The sequence below is a fragment of the Catenuloplanes sp. NPDC051500 genome, assembly GCF_044454585.1.
Taxonomy (GTDB): Bacteria; Actinomycetota; Actinomycetes; order Mycobacteriales; family Micromonosporaceae; genus Catenuloplanes.
This window is the reverse complement of sequence record NZ_JBITDX010000016.1, coordinates 154,672-170,997: the sequence shown is the minus strand read 5'-3', so window position 1 is coordinate 170,997 and position 16,326 is coordinate 154,672. Positions and strand designations below refer to the sequence as shown.

Here is a 16,326-nt window from a genome sequence, read left to right as displayed (position 1 = left end):
GAGTGGAGCTCGCCGATCGCGGTCCACCGTGTGGGCTTGTCCGCATGGGGTACCAAGGAACGGGCGCCAATCCATCGGCAAACCCCGGTAATGACCCCTTGACCAGGGGTAACTTTGATCCCAACAACCGCAGGCCGTCCGGTGTATGCGGGAACCGCCCGAAGTGCACTCGTGTCCCGCAACGTCGTTACGCGTTGTAGAAAGGGAGGTGGCGAGTGCCTGCTCATGACCATGACGCAGACGGCGCCCCACCGACCCTTAAGCGTCATTACCAGCGCTTTCGTGACGCACCGCGACTCGACTACTACCGTAACGAGGTTGCGCAGCGTCACCACGAGAGGTCTAGGCTGTCCGAATCAACATCCATCCCCATCAACAGTGATCGAGAATCCGACGTGACGAGTGCGTTGACGCTGCCGAGCGGCGAAATGACGTCGTCCTGGCCCGATACTCCACCCGGGGCCGACCCCCTGCCCGGTCAACTCGACCGGTGGCTCGCGTCGCGCGGGGCCGAACTGGTAGCCGTACGTAGGCACATCCACGCCCACCCGGAACTGTCCTACAACGAGTTCGAGACCGCGGCGCTCATCGCGCGCGAACTCGCCGGGGCCGGCCTGAAGCCGCGGTTCCTGCCCAAGGGCAACGGCGTGATCTGTGACATCGGCACCGGCGACCGGGTGATCGCGTTCCGGGCCGACCTCGACGCGCTGCCGATCCAGGACACGAAGGACGTGTCGTACCGGTCCACGGTCGACGGCGTGATGCACGCCTGCGGCCACGACGTGCACACCACGATCCTGCTCGGCCTCGGCCTCGCGCTGGCCAAGCTGGACGAGGAGGGCCAGCTGCCCGGCCGCGTCCGGCTGCTGTTCCAGCCCGCCGAGGAGCAGATCCCGTCCGGCGCGCCGCACGTGATCGCGGCCGGCGGACTCAAGGACGTGGCCGCGGTCTTCGCGTTGCACTGCTACCCGCAGCTCCCGGCCGGCCTGGTCGGCGTCCGCTCCGGCCCGTTCACGGCCGCCGCGGACACGATCGAGGTGCAGCTGCGCGGCGCCGGCGGGCACACCGCCCGCCCGCACCTGACCACGGACCTGGTGCACGCGCTGGGCCGGGTCATCGTGGACGTGCCCGCGCTTCTCGACCGGCGGATGGACGCGCGGGCCGGCGTCTCGATGGTCTGGGGCACCGTGCGCGCCGGCGAGGCGTACAACGCGATCCCGGCCGAGGGCTACGCCAAGGGCACCATCCGCATCCTCAGCCGTGAGGCCTGGCGGGAGGCGCCCGAGCTGGTCACCGCCCTGATCAAGAGCGTGGTGGCGGCGACCGGCGCGGAGGCCGACGTGGTCTACACCCGCGGCGTGCCCCCGGTGATCAACGACCGGATGACGTCCGCGGTCATCGCGGCCGCGGCCGCCGCCGCACTCGGCCCGGACCGGGTCGTCGAGGCCGAGATCAGCATGGGCGGCGAGGACTTCGCGTTCTACCTGGAACAGGTCCCCGGCACCATGATCCGCCTCGGCACCAGCACCCCCGGCTCCGAGGTCCGCCGCGACATCCACCAGGCCGGCTTCGACGTGGACGAGCGCGCCATCGGATACGGCATCCGGGTGATGGCGCACACGGCCCTTGCCGCGCTGGCCAGCGCCGCCTTCTAAATCAAGATCATTTGAGGGTACGACAGCGGCCTTCCACCCCCAGGGCGGAGGGCCGCTGCCCGGTGCGTTCCTCTCCGGCCGTGCTCGCGTGCCGTGCCGTGCTCGCGTGCCGTGCTCGCGTGCCGCGCTCCCGTGCCGCGCTCCCGTGCCGTGCCGTGCTCGCCTGCTGTGCTCGCCGGCGGTGGCGGTGGCGCTGCCGGTGGCCGGCCGCCACCGTCCACCGTCTCGCGGTGGACGCGGTTACGGTGCCGACGCCGGAGGTGCTGTGGTGACCGGGACTGACGCGCGGCGGCGGCGCAGACGACGCCAGAACAGCACCAGCGCCGTCACCGGGAGGCCGAGCACGACCACCCAGGGCAGCAGCACGCCGACCACGGTCAGCAGCACCACCCCGAACGCCAGGAACGCGTCCCAGCCGTTGCGCAGGCCGGCCAGGAAGCCGGTGCCGTCCTCGCGCTCGGGGGCCGGCGCGCTGTCCTGCAGCAGCTCGACCGTGAGAGTGGAGAGTGCGGCCAGGTCCTTCAGCCGGTCCCGCTTCGCCTCAAGCGAGGCCAGGTCGGCCTCCCGGCGGGCCAGCTCGTTCTCAAGCGAGACCAGGTCGTTGAGCGTCTTCGCCTGCTCAAGCAGCTTTCGGGCGCTCTCCACCTGTGCGCGCTGGCCGGTGATCCGCGAGTCCAGGTCGATGACCTCCTCGGTCACGTCCTGCGCGTCGATCTTCCGGCTCTCCTGCTCGCCGAGCGCGGCGACCTTGTCCACTGTGGCGGCGAACGCGTCCCGCGGGATCCGCAGCGTGATGGTGGCCCGCTGGTAGGGCACATCGTCGTAGTTGACGTCGCTGGAGCGGGCGTCCGACCCGACGAACCCGCCCGCGGCCTCGGCCAGCCGGATCGTCTCCTCGGCGCGCGCGTCCACGTCCGCGACGCGGACCGTCAGCGAGCCGGTGTAGATCACCTCCCGGTTGATCACCGGGGCCCCGCCACCCGTGCCGGTCGCGGGCTGAGCGGTATCGACGCCGGCGCCGGCGTCCTTCGCGGCCTTTCCCTCCGGCAGCGCCGGGGCCACCGCGGGTGCACCGCCGGCGCTGCTGGCCGGGCTGTCGGAGCTGTCCGCACCGCACCCGGTGAGGACCAGGGTGAGCGCCAGACCGGTGACGCCGAGAGTGGCGAGCGCGCGTTGTCGTCGTACCGTGGCCATGGTCTTCCGGTCCCCTCGTGAAGTCGCACCGCGCGGCGCGTCGGTGACCGGTCAGACGCATCGGGCGGATCAACCGGTTCCACCGGGGAACGTTCGGTAGCGTCACGGTTCGGCCACGACGCCACAGGAGGCGCTCATGCGGATCACCAAGTTCACCCACGCGTGCGTGCGGCTGGAACGGGACGAGTCGGTCCTGGTCATCGATCCGGGTTCGTTCAGTGAACGCGGTGCGCTGGACGGTGCGGACGCGATCCTGCTCACCCACGAGCACATCGACCACGCGGAGCCGGAGCGGATCGCGGAGATCGTCAAGGAGCGCGGCATCCCGGTCTTCGCGCACCCCGGCGTGGCGGCCGCGCTGCCGGAGATCACCAGCCTGATCACCACGGTGCAGCCCGGCGAGTCGATCGAGGCGGCTGGCTTCGCGGTGAGCGCGCACGGCGGCGCGCACCAGATCATCCACCCGGACATCCCGCGCGTGCCGAACCTGGCCTGGCTGGTCACCGCGGACGACACGAACGTCTACCACCCGGGCGACTCGTTCGCGATCCCGGACGGCGTCGACGTCGACACGCTCTTCCTGCCGATCTCCGGCCCGTGGATGCGGATGGCCGAGGCCGTCGACTTCGCCCGTGAGATCAACCCGAGGCGCGCGTTCGCGCTTCATGAGGCGCTGCTCAGTGACATCGGCATCGCCGTCGTCGGCCGGAACATGGAGCGGCTGCTCGACTGCGAGTACACCCGGCTGCAGCCCGGGACGACCGTGTCGTGACGGTCGGCGCGGCGCTGCTCCGGCAGCTGTACTGCGCGCCCCCGGACGGCTTCACGGCCGCCCGGGACGCGGCCGTGGCGGAGGCACGCGCCCGGGGCGACGCGGCCGCGGCAAAGGAGATCGCCGCACTACGCAAGCCCACGATCGCGGCCTGGCTTGTCAACCTGCTGGCCATCCGCCGCCCGGAGCTGCTGGCCGACCTGGCCGCGCTGGCCGGCGAGATGCGCGTGGCCCAGCGGGAACTGCGCGGCGCCGAGCTGCGGGAGCTGTCCGCGCAACGCCGCCGGGTGGTGGCGTCGCTCGTCGCCGAGGCGCGGGCACTTGCCGCCGCGTCCGGCGCCGAGGCCGCGAAGCTGCCGCTCGGCGAGGTGGAGGACACGCTCAACGCGGCGCTCTCGGACGAGGGGATCGCGACGTCGGTGCGGTCCGGGCGGCTGCTGCGGCCGGTGACGTACGCGGGCTTCGGCGAGGTACCCCGCCCTCGCCTGCGCCTGGTCACGGCGGACGCCGATGACACCGAGGAGCGCCCTGCGAAGCCGGGCCGTGCGACACGGCCGGGTGCGGGTGAGGCTCGCCCCCCACAGAGGGCGGAGCTCAGCCGTCGCGCGGAGGACGCGGAGCCCACTCGTCGCGCGGGGGATGGGGAGCCCAGCCGTCGCGCCGAGGGCGGGGAGCCCACTCGTCGCGCGGGGGATGGGGAGCCCACTCGTCGCGCCGAGGACGCGGAGCCCAGCCGTCGCGCCGAGGACGCGGAGCCCAGCCGTCGCGCCGAGGACGCGGAGCCCAGCCGTCGCGCCGAGGACGCGGAGCCCACCCGTCGCGCCGAGGATGCGGAGCCCACCCGTAGCGCCGAGGACGCGGAGATCACCCGCCTGGCACGGGAGGCGGAACGTGCCCGCCGCGGGCTGGAACGCGCCGAACGGGAGGCGTTCCGCGACCGCGAGCGGGCGGGCGGGGACCTCACCGCCGCCGAGGAGGACGAGCGGGCAGCTGTCGCCGCGGTCGCGGACCTGTCCGCGCGGATCGCCGCGCTCCAGGCCGAGCGCGGCGAGGCGGAGCAGGAGGCCGGTCGCCGCAAGCTCGCCCGCAAGGCCGCGGAACGGGCCGCGGTCGCCGCCCGGCGCCGGCACGGTGATGCCGCAGCCGCGTTGGAAGCGCTCCCACCTGCGCGGAAGCGGAGCCCGGGGGAGGGCGGCACTGCCGAGAATGGACCGTTCGTCGAGCCTGCGGCGCCGTTCGCCGAAACCGTGACGCGGAAAGGTGCGGCGCGCCGGGGCAGGGCTGACCGTGACGGCGTGCCCAAGGCAGAATCGGGCGCGTGACCCCCGACCAGGCGGCGGCAGCCGCGAAGGCGCATGTGCTGCGTCTCGGCGGGGCGTTCGCGGAGGATCCGCTGACGTTGCAGCGTGCACGGCGGCTGGGACTGTCCGGCTGGGCCTATTACGTGGCCGCGCGCGGCGGCGCGCTCGGCGACGTCCGGGCGGACACGGTCGCGGCCGCGCTGGGCTTCATAGCGCCGGACGCGGTCTCGGACGGGTGGGATGCCGCAGTGATGGTGCTGCCGCCGTCCAGGATCGCGGCGGAGCACCTGATCGAGTGCGCGCGGTGGGGTGCGGAGCGGCTGTCCACGTTTCCCCGCCTGGCCCGGCTGACCGAGCTGTGTCAGCGGGTGGTGCTTGCGGCGGAGCCGGCGGGGCTGCCGCTGTTCGCCGCGTGGCGGGCGATGCCGCTGCCTGAGCACGCGCCGGGCGGGCGGGCGGCGATCCTGCTGCACCTGCTGCGCGAGCACCGGAACGCGGCACACCTACTGGCGGCCCGGGTCAGCGGCCTGAGCCCGCTGGAGGCGGTGATCGCCGGGCCGGAGGGCGAGGCGGGCGCGGTGGCCTACGGGTGGCAGCCGCCGTACCCGAAGGTGCCGCCGCTGGTCAGGCGGCGGCTGTGGGCGGACTCGGTGACCGACCGAATAGCCGGCCAGGCCTACGAGGTGCTCACGCTTACGGAGCGGGCCGAGCTGCTCGGCCTGCTGACCTCCGTCACCGCCCTCGTCTGGCCCGAGGACTGAGCCGGACGCGCCCAGGGACCGAGCCGGACCAGCCCAAGGACCGAGCCGGACCAGCCCAGAGGACTGAGCCGAGGACCAGCCCGGATCAGCCCGAGGACTGACCCGAGCTGACACGGGCCGCTACTCCGGTTTGGCCGTACGCGTCGGCCGGGCCCGGAGGTCGTCGACGTAGTCGTCCGGGGCGCCGGCGGCCTGGGCCGCGTTGGCGATCTCGGTGAGGTACCACGAGGTCGGGAGGCCGCCCTCGTATCCGTTGAGGACGTAGACCCACGCGGTCACCTCGCCCTCGAGCGTGGCGACGCGCACGGTCAGCTTCCGGTATGTGCCGGAGTTCACCCCCTCGACCTCATCGAGTTGGGCGGCGTCGAACTCGTCGACGTCGTAGAGGGCCACGAACACGCGGTCGCCTGGCGACTCCACTACCGTGGTGACGGCCCCCTCCCAACCGAGGACGTCCTCCCCGGCAAAGGTCAGCCGCCACCCCTCCAGCCACCCGACCCCGATCATGGGCGAGTGCGGAGCGTAAGCATGCATGCGGGCTGGGTCGAGGTTTGAGCCATACGCGGCGTAATGACGCACGGCGATGACGATAGCCGGACCGACGGTTGGGGGAGAATATGACCGAGCGTGTCGTATCTGGTTTACGGGGAAAAATCAGATCGTGTTTGGGAGGAAAGGCATGAACGTAGGGGCTGGGGCGGGGCGAATCGTCATCATCGGTGGCGGTCCGGCCGGATATGAGGCGGCACTTGTCGCTGCGCAGCTGGGCGCCGAGGTGACGGTGGTCGAGCAGGACGGTGCGGGCGGGGCCTGCGTGCTGTTCGACTGCGTGCCGTCGAAGACCTTCATCGCCAGCTCGGGGGTGGTCACGGCGTTCCGGGACACCGAGGAGTTCGGCATCGACTCGGACGGCCTGGAGGCGGTCACCGTCGACGCGCCCGCGGTGCACGGCCGGGTGAAGCGGCTGGCGCTTGCGCAGTCGTCTGACATCCACGAAAAGCTGATCAAGGCGGGTGTGACAATGGTGTCCGGCCGCGCGCGTCTCGGCGACGACACGCTGGGTCACACCCACCGCGTGCTGATCACGCCGGATACTGGTGACGCTGAGTATTCAATTGACGCCAGAACTGTGCTGATCGCGACGGGTGCGACGCCGCGTCAGCTCGAGTCCGCGATGCCGGACGGCGAGCGCATCCTGACCTGGCGGGAGATCTACGACCTGCCGGAGCTGCCGGAGCACCTGGTCGTGATCGGCTCCGGCGTGACCGGCGCGGAGTTCGCAAGCGCCTACCTGGCGATGGGGGTCACCGTGACGCTTGTCTCCAGCCGGGACCGGGTGATGCCGCACGAGGACGCGGACGCGGCGATGGCGATCGAGCGGGTGTTCCGTTCCCGTGGCATGAACATCCTGAACAACTCGCGCGCCGAGTCGGTGGTCCGCGGCGGCGACGGCGTGAAGGTGACGCTTGCCGACGGCCGGGAGGTCTTCGGCTCGCACGCGCTGATGGCGGTCGGCTCGATCCCGAACACCCAGGAGCTTGGCCTGGCCGAGTACGGCGTCGAGGTGTCCAAGGGCGGCTACGTCACGGTGGACCGCACGTCCCGCACCAACGTCCCCGGCATCTACGCGGCCGGCGACTGCACAGGCGTGCTGCCGCTTGCGAGCGTGGCCGCCATGCAGGGCCGGATCGCGATGTGGCACGCGCTCGGCGACGCGGTCCGCCCGCTGCGCCTGCGTACCGTCGCGGCGAACGTGTTCACCGATCCGGAGCTGGCCACGGTCGGCATCTCGCAGGACGAGGCGGATTCCGGCAAGGTCTCGGTCCGCCAGGTGATGCTGCCGCTGAACGGCAACGCGCGCGCCAAGATGGACGATCTGCACGACGGCTTCGTGAAGATGTTCTGCCGGCCGAGCGGGCACATCATCGGCGGCGTGGTGGTGGCGCCGAAGGCAAGCGAGCTGATCCAGCAGATCGCGGTGGCGGTGGAGAACAACCTGACCGTGGACCAGATCGCGCAGACGATCACGATCTACCCGTCGCTGTCCGGTTCGGTGGCGGAGGCCGCGCGCCAGCTCATGCTTCACGATCTGGAGTAGTTGATCTATGCGATGACTCACCGGGGCGAATCGTCCACATTTGGCGTTCAGGTCGCCGTGTGGCGCGTACCGTGGAGGGGCCTTTGACATCGGGTCCCCCGTTCTCGATGTCGGGCGTCGGTGTCACCCGCCGGCCGAAGCGATGCAGGTCGGCGGCGCGTGGCGCCGGGGCCGCCGGCAGGTCCCGTGCCGGCGGCCCGCGCATGCGCCGCACGCTGCGAGAAAGCGGACGCCGATCCAAGATCCGTAATGCGTACGCAATGAGATCGGCGTAATTTTCACCCCATGGCGGACCTGTTCGAGGACTACCGACTCGGACCCGGGTGGGACGAGATGTTCGGCGCGCCCGGTCTGGCCCGGGAGATCTACGAGGCGCTGCACGGCACGCTGCAGCCGCTGTCCAGCGCCGAACTGGGCATTCGCGCCGACGTGCTCGCGCGCGCGTTCCTCGACCAGGGCATCACGTTCGCGCTGAAGGGCGTGGAGCGGCCGTTCCCGCTCGACATCGTGCCGCGGATCATCGCGAACGCGGAGTGGACCGCGGTCTCGGCCGGTGTGGCCCAGCGCATCCGCGCGCTCGAGGCGTTCCTGGCCGACGTCTACGGACCCGGCCAGGTCCTGAAGGACGGCGTGGTGCCGCGCCGGGTCGTGATGACCTCCGGCAACTTCCACCGGGCCGCCTTCGGGATCACCCCGCACAACGGGGTACGCATCCACGTCGCCGGCGTCGATCTGATCCGCGACGAGCAGGGCACGTTCCGGGTGCTCGAGGACAACGTCCGCATCCCGTCCGGCGTGAGTTACGTGATGGAGAACCGGCGTGCGATGGCGCACGTGCTGCCGGAGGTGTTCGCGGCCACCCGGGTCTGCCCTGTCGACTCGTACCCCGGACAGCTCTTGAAGGCTCTTCGGGCCGCCGCCCCGGTCGGGATCAACGATCCGACTGTGGTGGTGCTGACGCCCGGCGTGCACAACTCGGCGTATTTCGAGCACACGCTGCTGGCCCGGGAGATGGGCGTCGAACTTGTCGAGGGCCGGGACCTGATCTGCGTCGGCAACGAGGTCGCGATGCGGACCACCGCCGGTGAGCAGCGGGTCGACGTGATCTACCGCCGGGTCGACGACGAGTTCCTGGACCCGGTGCAGTTCCGGGCCGACTCGGTGCTGGGCGTGGCCGGGCTGATCAACGCGGCCCGCGCCGGCCGGGTCACCATCGCGAACGCGGTCGGCAACGGCGTGGCGGACGACAAGCTGCTCTACACCTACGTCCCGGAGCTGATCCGCTACTACCTGAACGAGGAGCCGCTGCTCCCCAACGTGGACACCTACCGGCTTGAGGAGCCGGACGCGCTCGCCCACGTGATCGACCGCCTCGACCAGCTGGTGATCAAGCCGGTCGACGGCGCGGGTGGCGCGGGCATCGTGATCGGCTCGCAGGCCACGGACGAGGAGCTGGCCGCGGTCCGGGAACGGATCCTGGCCGACCCGCGCGGCTGGATCGCGCAGCGCGAGGTGAAGCTCTCCATGGTCCCCACGCTCGTCGGCAACCGGCTGCGCGGCCGGCACGTGGACCTACGCCCGTTCGCGGTCAACGACGGCGACAAGATCTGGGTGCTGCCCGGCGGCCTGACCCGGGTGGCGCTGCCGGAGGGCGCGCTTGTGGTCAACTCCAGCCAGGGCGGCGGCTCGAAGGACACCTGGATCCTGGCCGCGGAGCAGTCTCCGCCGGCGGCTCCGCCGGTGCTTGAGCCCGTCGCCCCGGAGCCCGAGCTGGCGGAGCTGCACGACGGCATCGCGCCCGACCCCGGGCCCGGCGCGGACCTCACAAGCGTGCAGGCCCAGCAGGAGCAGCAGCAACAGCAGGGGAGCAGTGCCGGATGCTGAGCCGGATCGCCGAGTCGCTCTACTGGATCGGCCGGTACGTCGAGCGCGCCGAGGACACGGCCCGCATCCTCGACGTCCACCTGCACCGCATGCTCGCCGACCCGTGGATCGACGAGCAGACCGCCTGCCGGTCGCTGCTCACCGTGATGGGCCTGCCCGGCGTCGAGCCGCCCTACTCGTCCGCCCGGATGGTCGGCCTGCTCGGCCTGGACCAGCGCAATCCCAGCGCGGTCACCGGCGCGCTCGCCGCCGCCCGGGAGAACGCGCGCGGCGCCCGCGAGGCGATCTCCGCCGAGATGTGGGAGTGCCTGAACGCGACCTGGCACGGCCTGCCGGACGCGCGCCGCCGGGTCGAGCAGCAGGGCGTGCACGCGTTCTTCCGCTGGGTCCGCGAGCGCTGTTCGGTGATGGCCGGCCTGACCGACGCGACAATGAGCCGCGACGAGGGCTGGCTGTTCCTGGTGCTGGGCCGCAGCGTGGAGCGGGTCGACATGACGTCCCGGCTGCTCTCCACGCACGTCGGTGCCGGCGGCAGCATCCCGTCCTGGCTGACGCTGCTGCGGTCGTGCGGCGCGTGGGAGACGTTCCTGCGCACCTACCGCGGCTCGCTCGACGACCGTCACGCCGCCGAGTTCCTGCTGCTGGACCGGCTCTTCCCGCGGTCGGTCTTCGCGGCGCTGGCCACCGCGGAGTCCTGCCTGCGCGACCTGGAGCCGGAGCCGGGGCGGGCCGGCGTCGCCACTGACGCGCAGCGCATCGTCGGCCGGGCCCGCACCAACCTTGAGTTCCGCGGGCCGGACGAGCTGCTCGGCGACCTCGGCACCGTGCTGGCCGGGCTGCAGCGCACCTGCTCGCAGGTGAACGGCGCGGTCTCCACCAGGTACTTCCGCCAGACCAGCGCGGTCAGCTGGGTCAGCGAGGTGACGGTCTGATGGTCGACTCCTGGCGACTCAAGATCAAGCACCGGACCGGCTTCACGTACGCCGGGAAGGTCCGTTCCTCGTACAACGAGGCCCGGATGTCCCCGCGGAACGAGGCCCGCCAAGCCGTGCTCGACGCGCGCGTGGAGGTGTGGCCGCCGGCCCGCACGCACCGCTACGAGGACTACTGGGGCACTGTCGTCACCGCGTTCGACGTGCACTCCCCGCACGACAACCTGCAGGTTACGGCGACCGCCACGGTCGAGACGCTGCCGGCCGGCGACCTGCTGGCCACGCACGAGGGCCTCTCCTGGGACGACCTGGCCGTGCCGGACACTGTGGACCGCTGGCACGAGCTGCTGGTGGCCACGCCGCGTACCGCGCTCGACGAGGAGCTGACCGCGCTGGCGAAGGAGATCGGCGGCACGCACGCCACCCCGCACGCGGCCGCGCTCGCGCTCTGCGAGCGGATCCGGCAGGACGTCACCTACGAGACCGGCGCGACAGGCGTGCAGACCGACGCGATCCAGGCGTGGCAGCAGCGCAAGGGCGTCTGCCAGGACATCAGCCACCTGGTCGTGGGCCTGCTCCGGGCGACCGGCACACCCGCGCGGTACGTCTCCGGCTACCTGCACCCGGCGCCGAACGCGGGCATCGGGGAGAGCGTCGCGGGTCAGAGCCACGCCTGGGTGGAGTGGTGGGTGGGGCGCTGGACCGCGTTCGACCCGACAAACGGCGTCCCGGTCGGGGAACGGCACGTGGTGGTCGGGCGCGGGCGGGACTACGGCGACGTGTCACCGCTGAAGGGGATCTTCTCCGGGCCGGCGAACACCGGCCAGGAGGTCGAGGTCACGCTAACCCGGCTGCGGTAGGACATCGGAGAGGGTACGATCGACGCCATGCGACACAGCCAGCTGACGACGACGCCGGGTTCTCCCCGGCGGCGACCGTCTCTGCGCTGACCGCAGTTCGACGCACGCAAGCCCCGGGGCGGTTCGCTCCGGGGCTTCGTTTGTCTCTCCCTCGGAAGCGGGCGGTCCCATCCGTACCCCCGAAGGAGATGTTGTGATGTCGGATCACCGCAAGCTGGGCCGTGAGCTGGAGTTCTTCGCCACCGACCCGATGGCCGGCGCCGGTCTGCCGCTGTGGCTGCCGGACGGCGCGGCCGCACGCCACGCGGTCGAGGAGTACCTGCGCGAGGAGGAGCGCCGCGCCGGGTACAAGCATGTGCACTCGCCGCCCGTCGGTAAGAAGGAGATGTACCTGACCAGCGGGCATCTGCCGCACTACGCGGACGACATGTTCCCGGTGATGGCGCTCTCCTCCTCGCCTGACGACGAGTTCGTGCTGAGACCGTCGGCCTGTCCACACCACGCGCTGATCTACAGGTCGCGCGGCCGGTCCTACCGGGAGTTGCCGCTGCGGATCGCGGAGCTGGGCGGCATGTACCGGTCCGAGCGGTCCGGCGTGCTCGGCGGGCTGAGCCGGGTACGCGGCATGCAGCTCAACGACGCACACGTCTTCGTGCCGCTGGAGCTGGTGGCGCACGAGATCGATCTGGTGCTGCGCATGATCGACAGGGCGCACGCGGCGCTCGGCGTGAAACCGGCGGGCTTCCGGCTGTCGCTGCGCGGCTCCGGCCCGAAGTACGTCGGCGACGCCGCGATGTGGGACCGGGCCGAGGGCATCCTGCGCGACGTGCTGCTCTCGTCCGGCCGCGCGTTCGTGGAGGAGCCGGGCGAGGCCGCGTTCTACGGACCGAAGATCGACATCCAGGTGCAGGACGCGGGCGGCCGGGAGATGACCCTCTCCACCGTGCAGGTCGACTTCCATCAGCCCGCCCGGTTCAATCTGGACTATGTGGACTCGGCAGGCGAACGCCAGCGGCCCGTGATGATCCACCGGAGCCTGGTGGGGAGCATGGAACGGTTGTTCGCCTACCTGATCGAGGTGCACGACGGCGCGTTCCCGTTCTGGTACGCGCCGCGTCAGCTGGAGGTGCTGCCGATCTCGGCCGGGCAGGAGGACGCGGCGCACGAGTTCGCCCGCGCGGCAGTCCTCGCCGGGCTGCGCGCCGAGGTGGTGTCCGAGGGCTCGGTGGGCTCCCGGGTACGCCGGGCCGCGCAGCACCGGGTCTCCTACGCCGCGATCATCGGACCGGCGGAGGCGGAGTCCGGCCAGGTCTCACTGCGCCCGCGCAACGCACCGGGCCTCGCCCCGATGCCTGCGGACGCGGCGCTGCGCCGTCTCCGCGACGAGGCCGACCCGCATCGATACGGCGTGTAGGCCCTCGGCCGGTGCCGCGCGGGAGTGGAAGGGAGGAGCCCTGGGCGACGACCGGTGCCCGCGGGAGCATGCGGGCCGCAACCACCCGCAGAGCGGGAAAGTCCGCTCCTGAGCTCTTGCTTGTCGCCTGCCAAGGGTTGCCGGAGGGGGATCTGATCCCCCTCCGGCAGTGCTCAGGTGACGGCGCGGCGGGCGAAGCCGACCAGGCCGGTGGTGGTGAAGAGCGCGCCGAAGCCGAGCAGCGCCAGCAGCGAGATCCACGGCGCGATGTGCGGCACCTCCGGCACCGCCGCCGCCCGGACCCCCTCGGACAGGTAGGTCAGCGGGTTGAACAGCGTCACCACCTGGAACCAGGCCATCGAGTCGAGCGACTTCCACGGGTACTGGGTCGCGCCGGTGAACATCAACGGCGTCAGGATCACCGCGAACATGATGCTGATCCGGGACGGCTGCACCACGGTCCCGAGCGTGAGCCCGATCGCCGCACCCACCCAGGAGCCGAGAAGCAGAGCAACGACCATCAGCGGTACGCCGTCGGCGTTCCAGGACACCGTGCCGAGTACCAGGAACCCGATCGGGAACATGATCACGACGGAGACCAGCGACCGCAGCACCGCGAGCACCATCTTCTCCACCGCGACCGCCCAGGTCGGCAGCGGCGCGAGCAGCCGGTCCTCGATCTCCTTGGTGAACGAGAACTCCATCACCAGCGGCAGCGCCACTGTCTGCAACGCGGTGAGGAACGCGGTGAGCGCCACGATGCCGGGCAGCAGCAGGTGGGAGTACTCCTCCGAGACGAAGCCGCCGGCGTTGAGCACCTTCGCGAAGACGAAGAGCATGAAGAGCGGCTGCAACGCGGTCTGGGCCAGGAACACCCAGATCTCCTTGCCGGTGACGAACAGGTCCCGCCAGAGGATCGCGGTAAACGCGCTGATCGCGGACGGGCGCGGCGGGGCGGATTCCAGGGTCGCGGTCATCGCAGCCCCCTTCCGGTCAGGTCGATGAACACGTCTTCCAGGCTCGGGTCGCCGAGCTGCACGTTCGCAAGCGTGGCGCCGCGCGCGTCGAGCACGGAGACCACCGGGCCGAGCAGCGCGGCGGCGGCGCGGTCCAGGTAGAGGCGGACCGTCACCTCGGCGCCGTCGGCCGCGGGCATCGCCGGCATTGTCGGGGGCGGGCCGCCGCGGGCCGCCATCATCGCCAGCGCGGCCGCCGGGATCGCCGGCCCGGCGCTGCTGACCCGCTCGCCGCGGGCCACGCCGTCCACGTCGGTGAGCGCCGCGATCAGCTTGTCCGCGTCGTCGCCGGGCGCGGGCGTGACTGTCAGCTCCAGCACGGCCTGGCCGGAGAGCCGCCGGGTCAGCGCGCCCGGCGTGTCGAGCGCGAGCAGCTTGCCGTGGTCGACGATGCCGACCCGGTCCGACATCTCCGCGGCCTCGTCCATGTCGTGCGTGGTCAGCACGATTGTCACGCCGCGGTCGCGCATCTCCCGCACCCGCTCCCACAGGAAGATCCGGGACTGCGGGTCGAGGCCTGTGGTCGGCTCGTCAAGGAACAGCACCGTCGGCTCGTGCATCATCGACCGCGCGATCATGAGCCGTTGCGTCATGCCGCCCGAGTAGAAGTCGATCTTCTTGTCCGCGGCCTCGGTCAGCCCGAACTGGTCGAGCAGCTCGTCCGCGCGCGCGTTCCGGTACGCCCTGGAGAACCCGTGGTACGCCGCGTGGAACCGCAGGTTCTGCCGGGGGGTGAGCGACCGGTCCAGGTTGCTGCGCTGCGGCACCACCGCGAACGCGCTGCGCGCCCGGACGCCGTCCCGGATCACGTCGCGGCCGGCCACTGTGGCGCTGCCGCTGGTCGCCTTGACCCGGGTGGTCAGGACGCCGATCGTCGTCGACTTGCCGGCACCGTTCGGCCCGAGCAGGCCGAAGATCTCGCCGGGCGCCACCTCGAAGCTGAGCCCGTCGACCGCGTTGACCGGCGCCTTCGGGTACCGCTTGACGAGCTCTTTCACCTCAACTGCTGGTGAGTTCACGTGGATCCTCCATGGTGGAGATCAGCTCCATCAGAAATTGTCGGACGATGGCGGCCTTCGCCGGATCGGCGTCGACCGAGGTGAGCGGCTGGGTGAGCGTGCGGACCTCCTGCACCTTCGCGATCGCCGCCTGGCCGGACTCGGTGATGACCAGCCGGATCGCACGACGGTCAGCCGGGTCCGGCTGCCGCCGCACGTGGCCCGACTTCTCAAGCGTGTCGACGATGCCGGTGAGCGTGGCCGGCTTGAAGAAGCACCGCTCCGCCAACTCCCGGTGGCCGAGATCGCCGTTCGCGTCGAGCACCGTCAGCACGGCGACGCCCGCGGGCGTCAGGTTGTGGTGGGTGGCCAGGTAGTTGCCCCACCGCTGCTGGGCGAGCCGTCCGGAGAGGACGAGCAGGCTGCCGAGCGGGGCCTCGTGCAGTCGTGAGGTGTCCACGCCATGACGTTAGCTCCCTGATAGTTAGGTGCCAAATGAATTAGCGAACTTGTCAGTGACAAGATGCTCGCCGCTGTGCATCTTGTCAACGTCAAGTTAGGGTGTCGGGGTGAAGGCCTACCACCATGGAGACCTACGGCGGGCGCTGCTCGACGCCGCGGTCGACGTGCTCGGCGAGTCCGGCCCGGCCGCGCTCAGCCTGCGGGAACTGGCCCGCCGGGCCGGGGTCTCGCACGCCGCGCCGGCGCATCACTTCCGGGACAGGGCGGGGCTGCTGACGGCGGTGGCGATCGACGGATACCGGCTGCTGGCGACCGAGCTGGCGGAGACGCGCGTCCGGACCGGATCGTTCCGGGAGATGGTGGTGGCCTATGTCGAGTTCGCGGTCCGGCACCGGGCGCACTTCGAGGTGATGTTCAGCCCGGACGTACTGCGGTCGGACGATGCCGAGCTGGCCACGGTACGCGCAAAGCTGGCGAACGCGTTCGACGCGGCGGCGCGCGACCTGCCGGACGCTCCTGCGGTGCGTGACCTGCCGGAGGCTTCCGCTGCGGACGGAGGGCTGGCCGGCTGGTCCACTGCACAGGGGGTCGCCACCCTCTGGTTGGCCGGTGCGCTTCCGCGCGGCTCGGGCCGCGCCCCCGGGGCCATCGCCCGCGCCGTGCTGTCGGCTCTTGATACCCGTTGAGCGGTCTTCCGGCCCGCGTTCTCGGCTCGCTGAGTCGTTCCTCAGTGTGCTGAGTCCTCCCTCAGGCTCCTGAGCTAAACCTCAGCAGTAGCTGAATCTGTACTCAGCCGTGACGCTGATCGGCCCCTCAGCTCGCGCTGAGTCCTCCCTCAACCGCGGCGTCGCGGCCCGCCGAGGCCGGCCGACGCCGTGCCGCTGAGCCTCCCGGCCCGTGCCGAGCGGTCTCCCTGTCCGCGCCGCAGAGCCTCCCTGCCCGTGCCGAGAGGGCCTCCTGCCCGTGCCCGAGCGGTACA

General features: G+C 71.4%; 14 protein-coding genes and 1 pseudogene. 10 read left to right on the top strand and 5 right to left on the bottom strand.

The window, feature by feature from the left end:
• The first annotated feature begins 395 nt into the window (after positions 1-395).
• Positions 396-1,655 carry an amidohydrolase gene (locus ACIA8K_RS28570; RefSeq protein ID WP_396064630.1) on the top strand — a complete coding sequence of 420 codons (1,260 nt, stop codon included), beginning with the start codon at positions 396-398 and terminating at the stop codon, positions 1,653-1,655.
• 240 nt (positions 1,656-1,895) lie between these two features.
• On the opposite strand, the gene ACIA8K_RS28565 is transcribed toward ACIA8K_RS28570, so the two are convergent.
• The gene (locus ACIA8K_RS28565; RefSeq protein ID WP_396064628.1) at positions 1,896-2,849 is read right to left on the bottom strand and encodes a DUF4349 domain-containing protein; all 954 of its coding nucleotides are present in this window, start codon (positions 2,847-2,849) and stop codon (positions 1,896-1,898) included.
• Between the two features lie 136 nt (positions 2,850-2,985).
• On the opposite strand from ACIA8K_RS28565, the gene ACIA8K_RS28560 reads away from it, so the two are divergent.
• The 3 genes and pseudogenes from ACIA8K_RS28560 to ACIA8K_RS28550 all read left to right on the top strand — a co-directional run bounded on the left by ACIA8K_RS28560 (position 2,986) and on the right by ACIA8K_RS28550 (position 5,683).
• A complete protein-coding gene (locus tag ACIA8K_RS28560) occupies positions 2,986-3,621 on the top strand; it encodes an MBL fold metallo-hydrolase (RefSeq protein WP_396064626.1) in 636 nt (211 codons plus the stop codon).
• A pseudogene (locus tag ACIA8K_RS28555) lies at positions 3,618-4,571 on the top strand (hypothetical protein); the annotation flags it as partial. The gene ACIA8K_RS28560 and the pseudogene ACIA8K_RS28555, both read left to right, overlap by 4 nt.
• Before the next feature lie 368 nt (positions 4,572-4,939).
• Positions 4,940-5,683 carry a hypothetical protein gene (locus tag ACIA8K_RS28550; protein WP_396064624.1) on the top strand — a complete coding sequence of 248 codons (744 nt, stop codon included), beginning with the start codon at positions 4,940-4,942 and terminating at the stop codon, positions 5,681-5,683.
• 120 nt (positions 5,684-5,803) lie between these two features.
• Here ACIA8K_RS28550 and ACIA8K_RS28545 read toward each other — a convergent pair whose 3' ends face one another.
• Positions 5,804-6,262: a gamma-glutamylcyclotransferase family protein gene (locus ACIA8K_RS28545; protein WP_396064621.1), complete on the bottom strand. Its 459-nt coding sequence runs from the start codon at positions 6,260-6,262 to the stop codon at positions 5,804-5,806.
• A 100-nt stretch (positions 6,263-6,362) separates the two neighbouring features.
• Here ACIA8K_RS28545 and ACIA8K_RS28540 point away from each other — a divergent pair, with 100 nt between their 5' ends.
• The 5 genes from ACIA8K_RS28540 to thrS all read left to right on the top strand — a co-directional run bounded on the left by ACIA8K_RS28540 (position 6,363) and on the right by thrS (position 12,871).
• The gene (locus ACIA8K_RS28540) at positions 6,363-7,781 is read left to right on the top strand and encodes an NAD(P)H-quinone dehydrogenase (protein WP_396064619.1); all 1,419 of its coding nucleotides are present in this window, start codon (positions 6,363-6,365) and stop codon (positions 7,779-7,781) included.
• A gap of 285 nt (positions 7,782-8,066) precedes the next feature.
• Positions 8,067-9,665 carry a circularly permuted type 2 ATP-grasp protein gene (locus ACIA8K_RS28535; RefSeq protein WP_396064617.1) on the top strand — a complete coding sequence of 533 codons (1,599 nt, stop codon included), beginning with the start codon at positions 8,067-8,069 and terminating at the stop codon, positions 9,663-9,665.
• Positions 9,659-10,597 (top strand): alpha-E domain-containing protein, encoded by a 939-nt coding sequence (locus ACIA8K_RS28530; protein WP_396064615.1) that lies wholly within the window; start codon positions 9,659-9,661, stop codon positions 10,595-10,597. Before ACIA8K_RS28535 ends, ACIA8K_RS28530 begins: the two co-directional genes overlap by 7 nt.
• On the top strand, positions 10,597-11,457 hold the full coding sequence (locus tag ACIA8K_RS28525) for a transglutaminase domain-containing protein (RefSeq protein WP_396064613.1): 861 nt from the start codon (positions 10,597-10,599) through the stop codon (positions 11,455-11,457). Before ACIA8K_RS28530 ends, ACIA8K_RS28525 begins: the two co-directional genes overlap by 1 nt.
• Before the next feature lie 196 nt (positions 11,458-11,653).
• The gene (thrS, locus tag ACIA8K_RS28520; protein WP_396064611.1) at positions 11,654-12,871 is read left to right on the top strand and encodes a threonine--tRNA ligase; all 1,218 of its coding nucleotides are present in this window, start codon (positions 11,654-11,656) and stop codon (positions 12,869-12,871) included.
• A 173-nt stretch (positions 12,872-13,044) separates the two neighbouring features.
• Here the strand turns inward: thrS and ACIA8K_RS28515 are convergent, their stop codons facing one another.
• From ACIA8K_RS28515 to ACIA8K_RS28505, 3 genes are read right to left on the bottom strand one after another with little or no spacing between them, the layout of a single operon-like run.
• Positions 13,045-13,848 (bottom strand): ABC transporter permease, encoded by an 804-nt coding sequence (locus tag ACIA8K_RS28515; protein WP_396064609.1) that lies wholly within the window; start codon positions 13,846-13,848, stop codon positions 13,045-13,047.
• On the bottom strand, positions 13,845-14,885 hold the full coding sequence (locus ACIA8K_RS28510) for an ABC transporter ATP-binding protein (protein WP_396064607.1): 1,041 nt from the start codon (positions 14,883-14,885) through the stop codon (positions 13,845-13,847). The genes ACIA8K_RS28515 and ACIA8K_RS28510 overlap by 4 nt, the downstream gene beginning before the upstream one ends.
• Position 14,886: 1 nt before the next feature.
• A complete protein-coding gene (locus tag ACIA8K_RS28505; RefSeq protein ID WP_396064605.1) occupies positions 14,887-15,345 on the bottom strand; it encodes a MarR family winged helix-turn-helix transcriptional regulator in 459 nt (152 codons plus the stop codon).
• Between the two features lie 109 nt (positions 15,346-15,454).
• On the opposite strand from ACIA8K_RS28505, the gene ACIA8K_RS28500 reads away from it, so the two are divergent.
• Positions 15,455-16,033, top strand: coding sequence for a TetR/AcrR family transcriptional regulator (locus tag ACIA8K_RS28500; protein WP_396064603.1), 579 nt, complete (start codon positions 15,455-15,457; stop codon positions 16,031-16,033).
• Positions 16,034-16,326: the final 293 nt, after the last annotated feature.

Coding starts and splice junctions, on each gene's coding strand:
- ACIA8K_RS28565 (WP_396064628.1), bottom strand. CDS start 2,849: ATGGCCACGGTACGACGACAACGCGCGCTCGCCACTCTCGGCGTCACC.
- ACIA8K_RS28560 (WP_396064626.1), top strand. CDS start 2,986: ATGCGGATCACCAAGTTCACCCACGCGTGCGTGCGGCTGGAACGGGAC.
- ACIA8K_RS28540 (WP_396064619.1), top strand. CDS start 6,363: ATGAACGTAGGGGCTGGGGCGGGGCGAATCGTCATCATCGGTGGCGGT.
- ACIA8K_RS28535 (WP_396064617.1), top strand. CDS start 8,067: ATGGCGGACCTGTTCGAGGACTACCGACTCGGACCCGGGTGGGACGAG.
- ACIA8K_RS28530 (WP_396064615.1), top strand. CDS start 9,659: ATGCTGAGCCGGATCGCCGAGTCGCTCTACTGGATCGGCCGGTACGTC.
- ACIA8K_RS28525 (WP_396064613.1), top strand. CDS start 10,597: ATGGTCGACTCCTGGCGACTCAAGATCAAGCACCGGACCGGCTTCACG.
- thrS (WP_396064611.1), top strand. CDS start 11,654: ATGTCGGATCACCGCAAGCTGGGCCGTGAGCTGGAGTTCTTCGCCACC.
- ACIA8K_RS28515 (WP_396064609.1), bottom strand. CDS start 13,848: ATGACCGCGACCCTGGAATCCGCCCCGCCGCGCCCGTCCGCGATCAGC.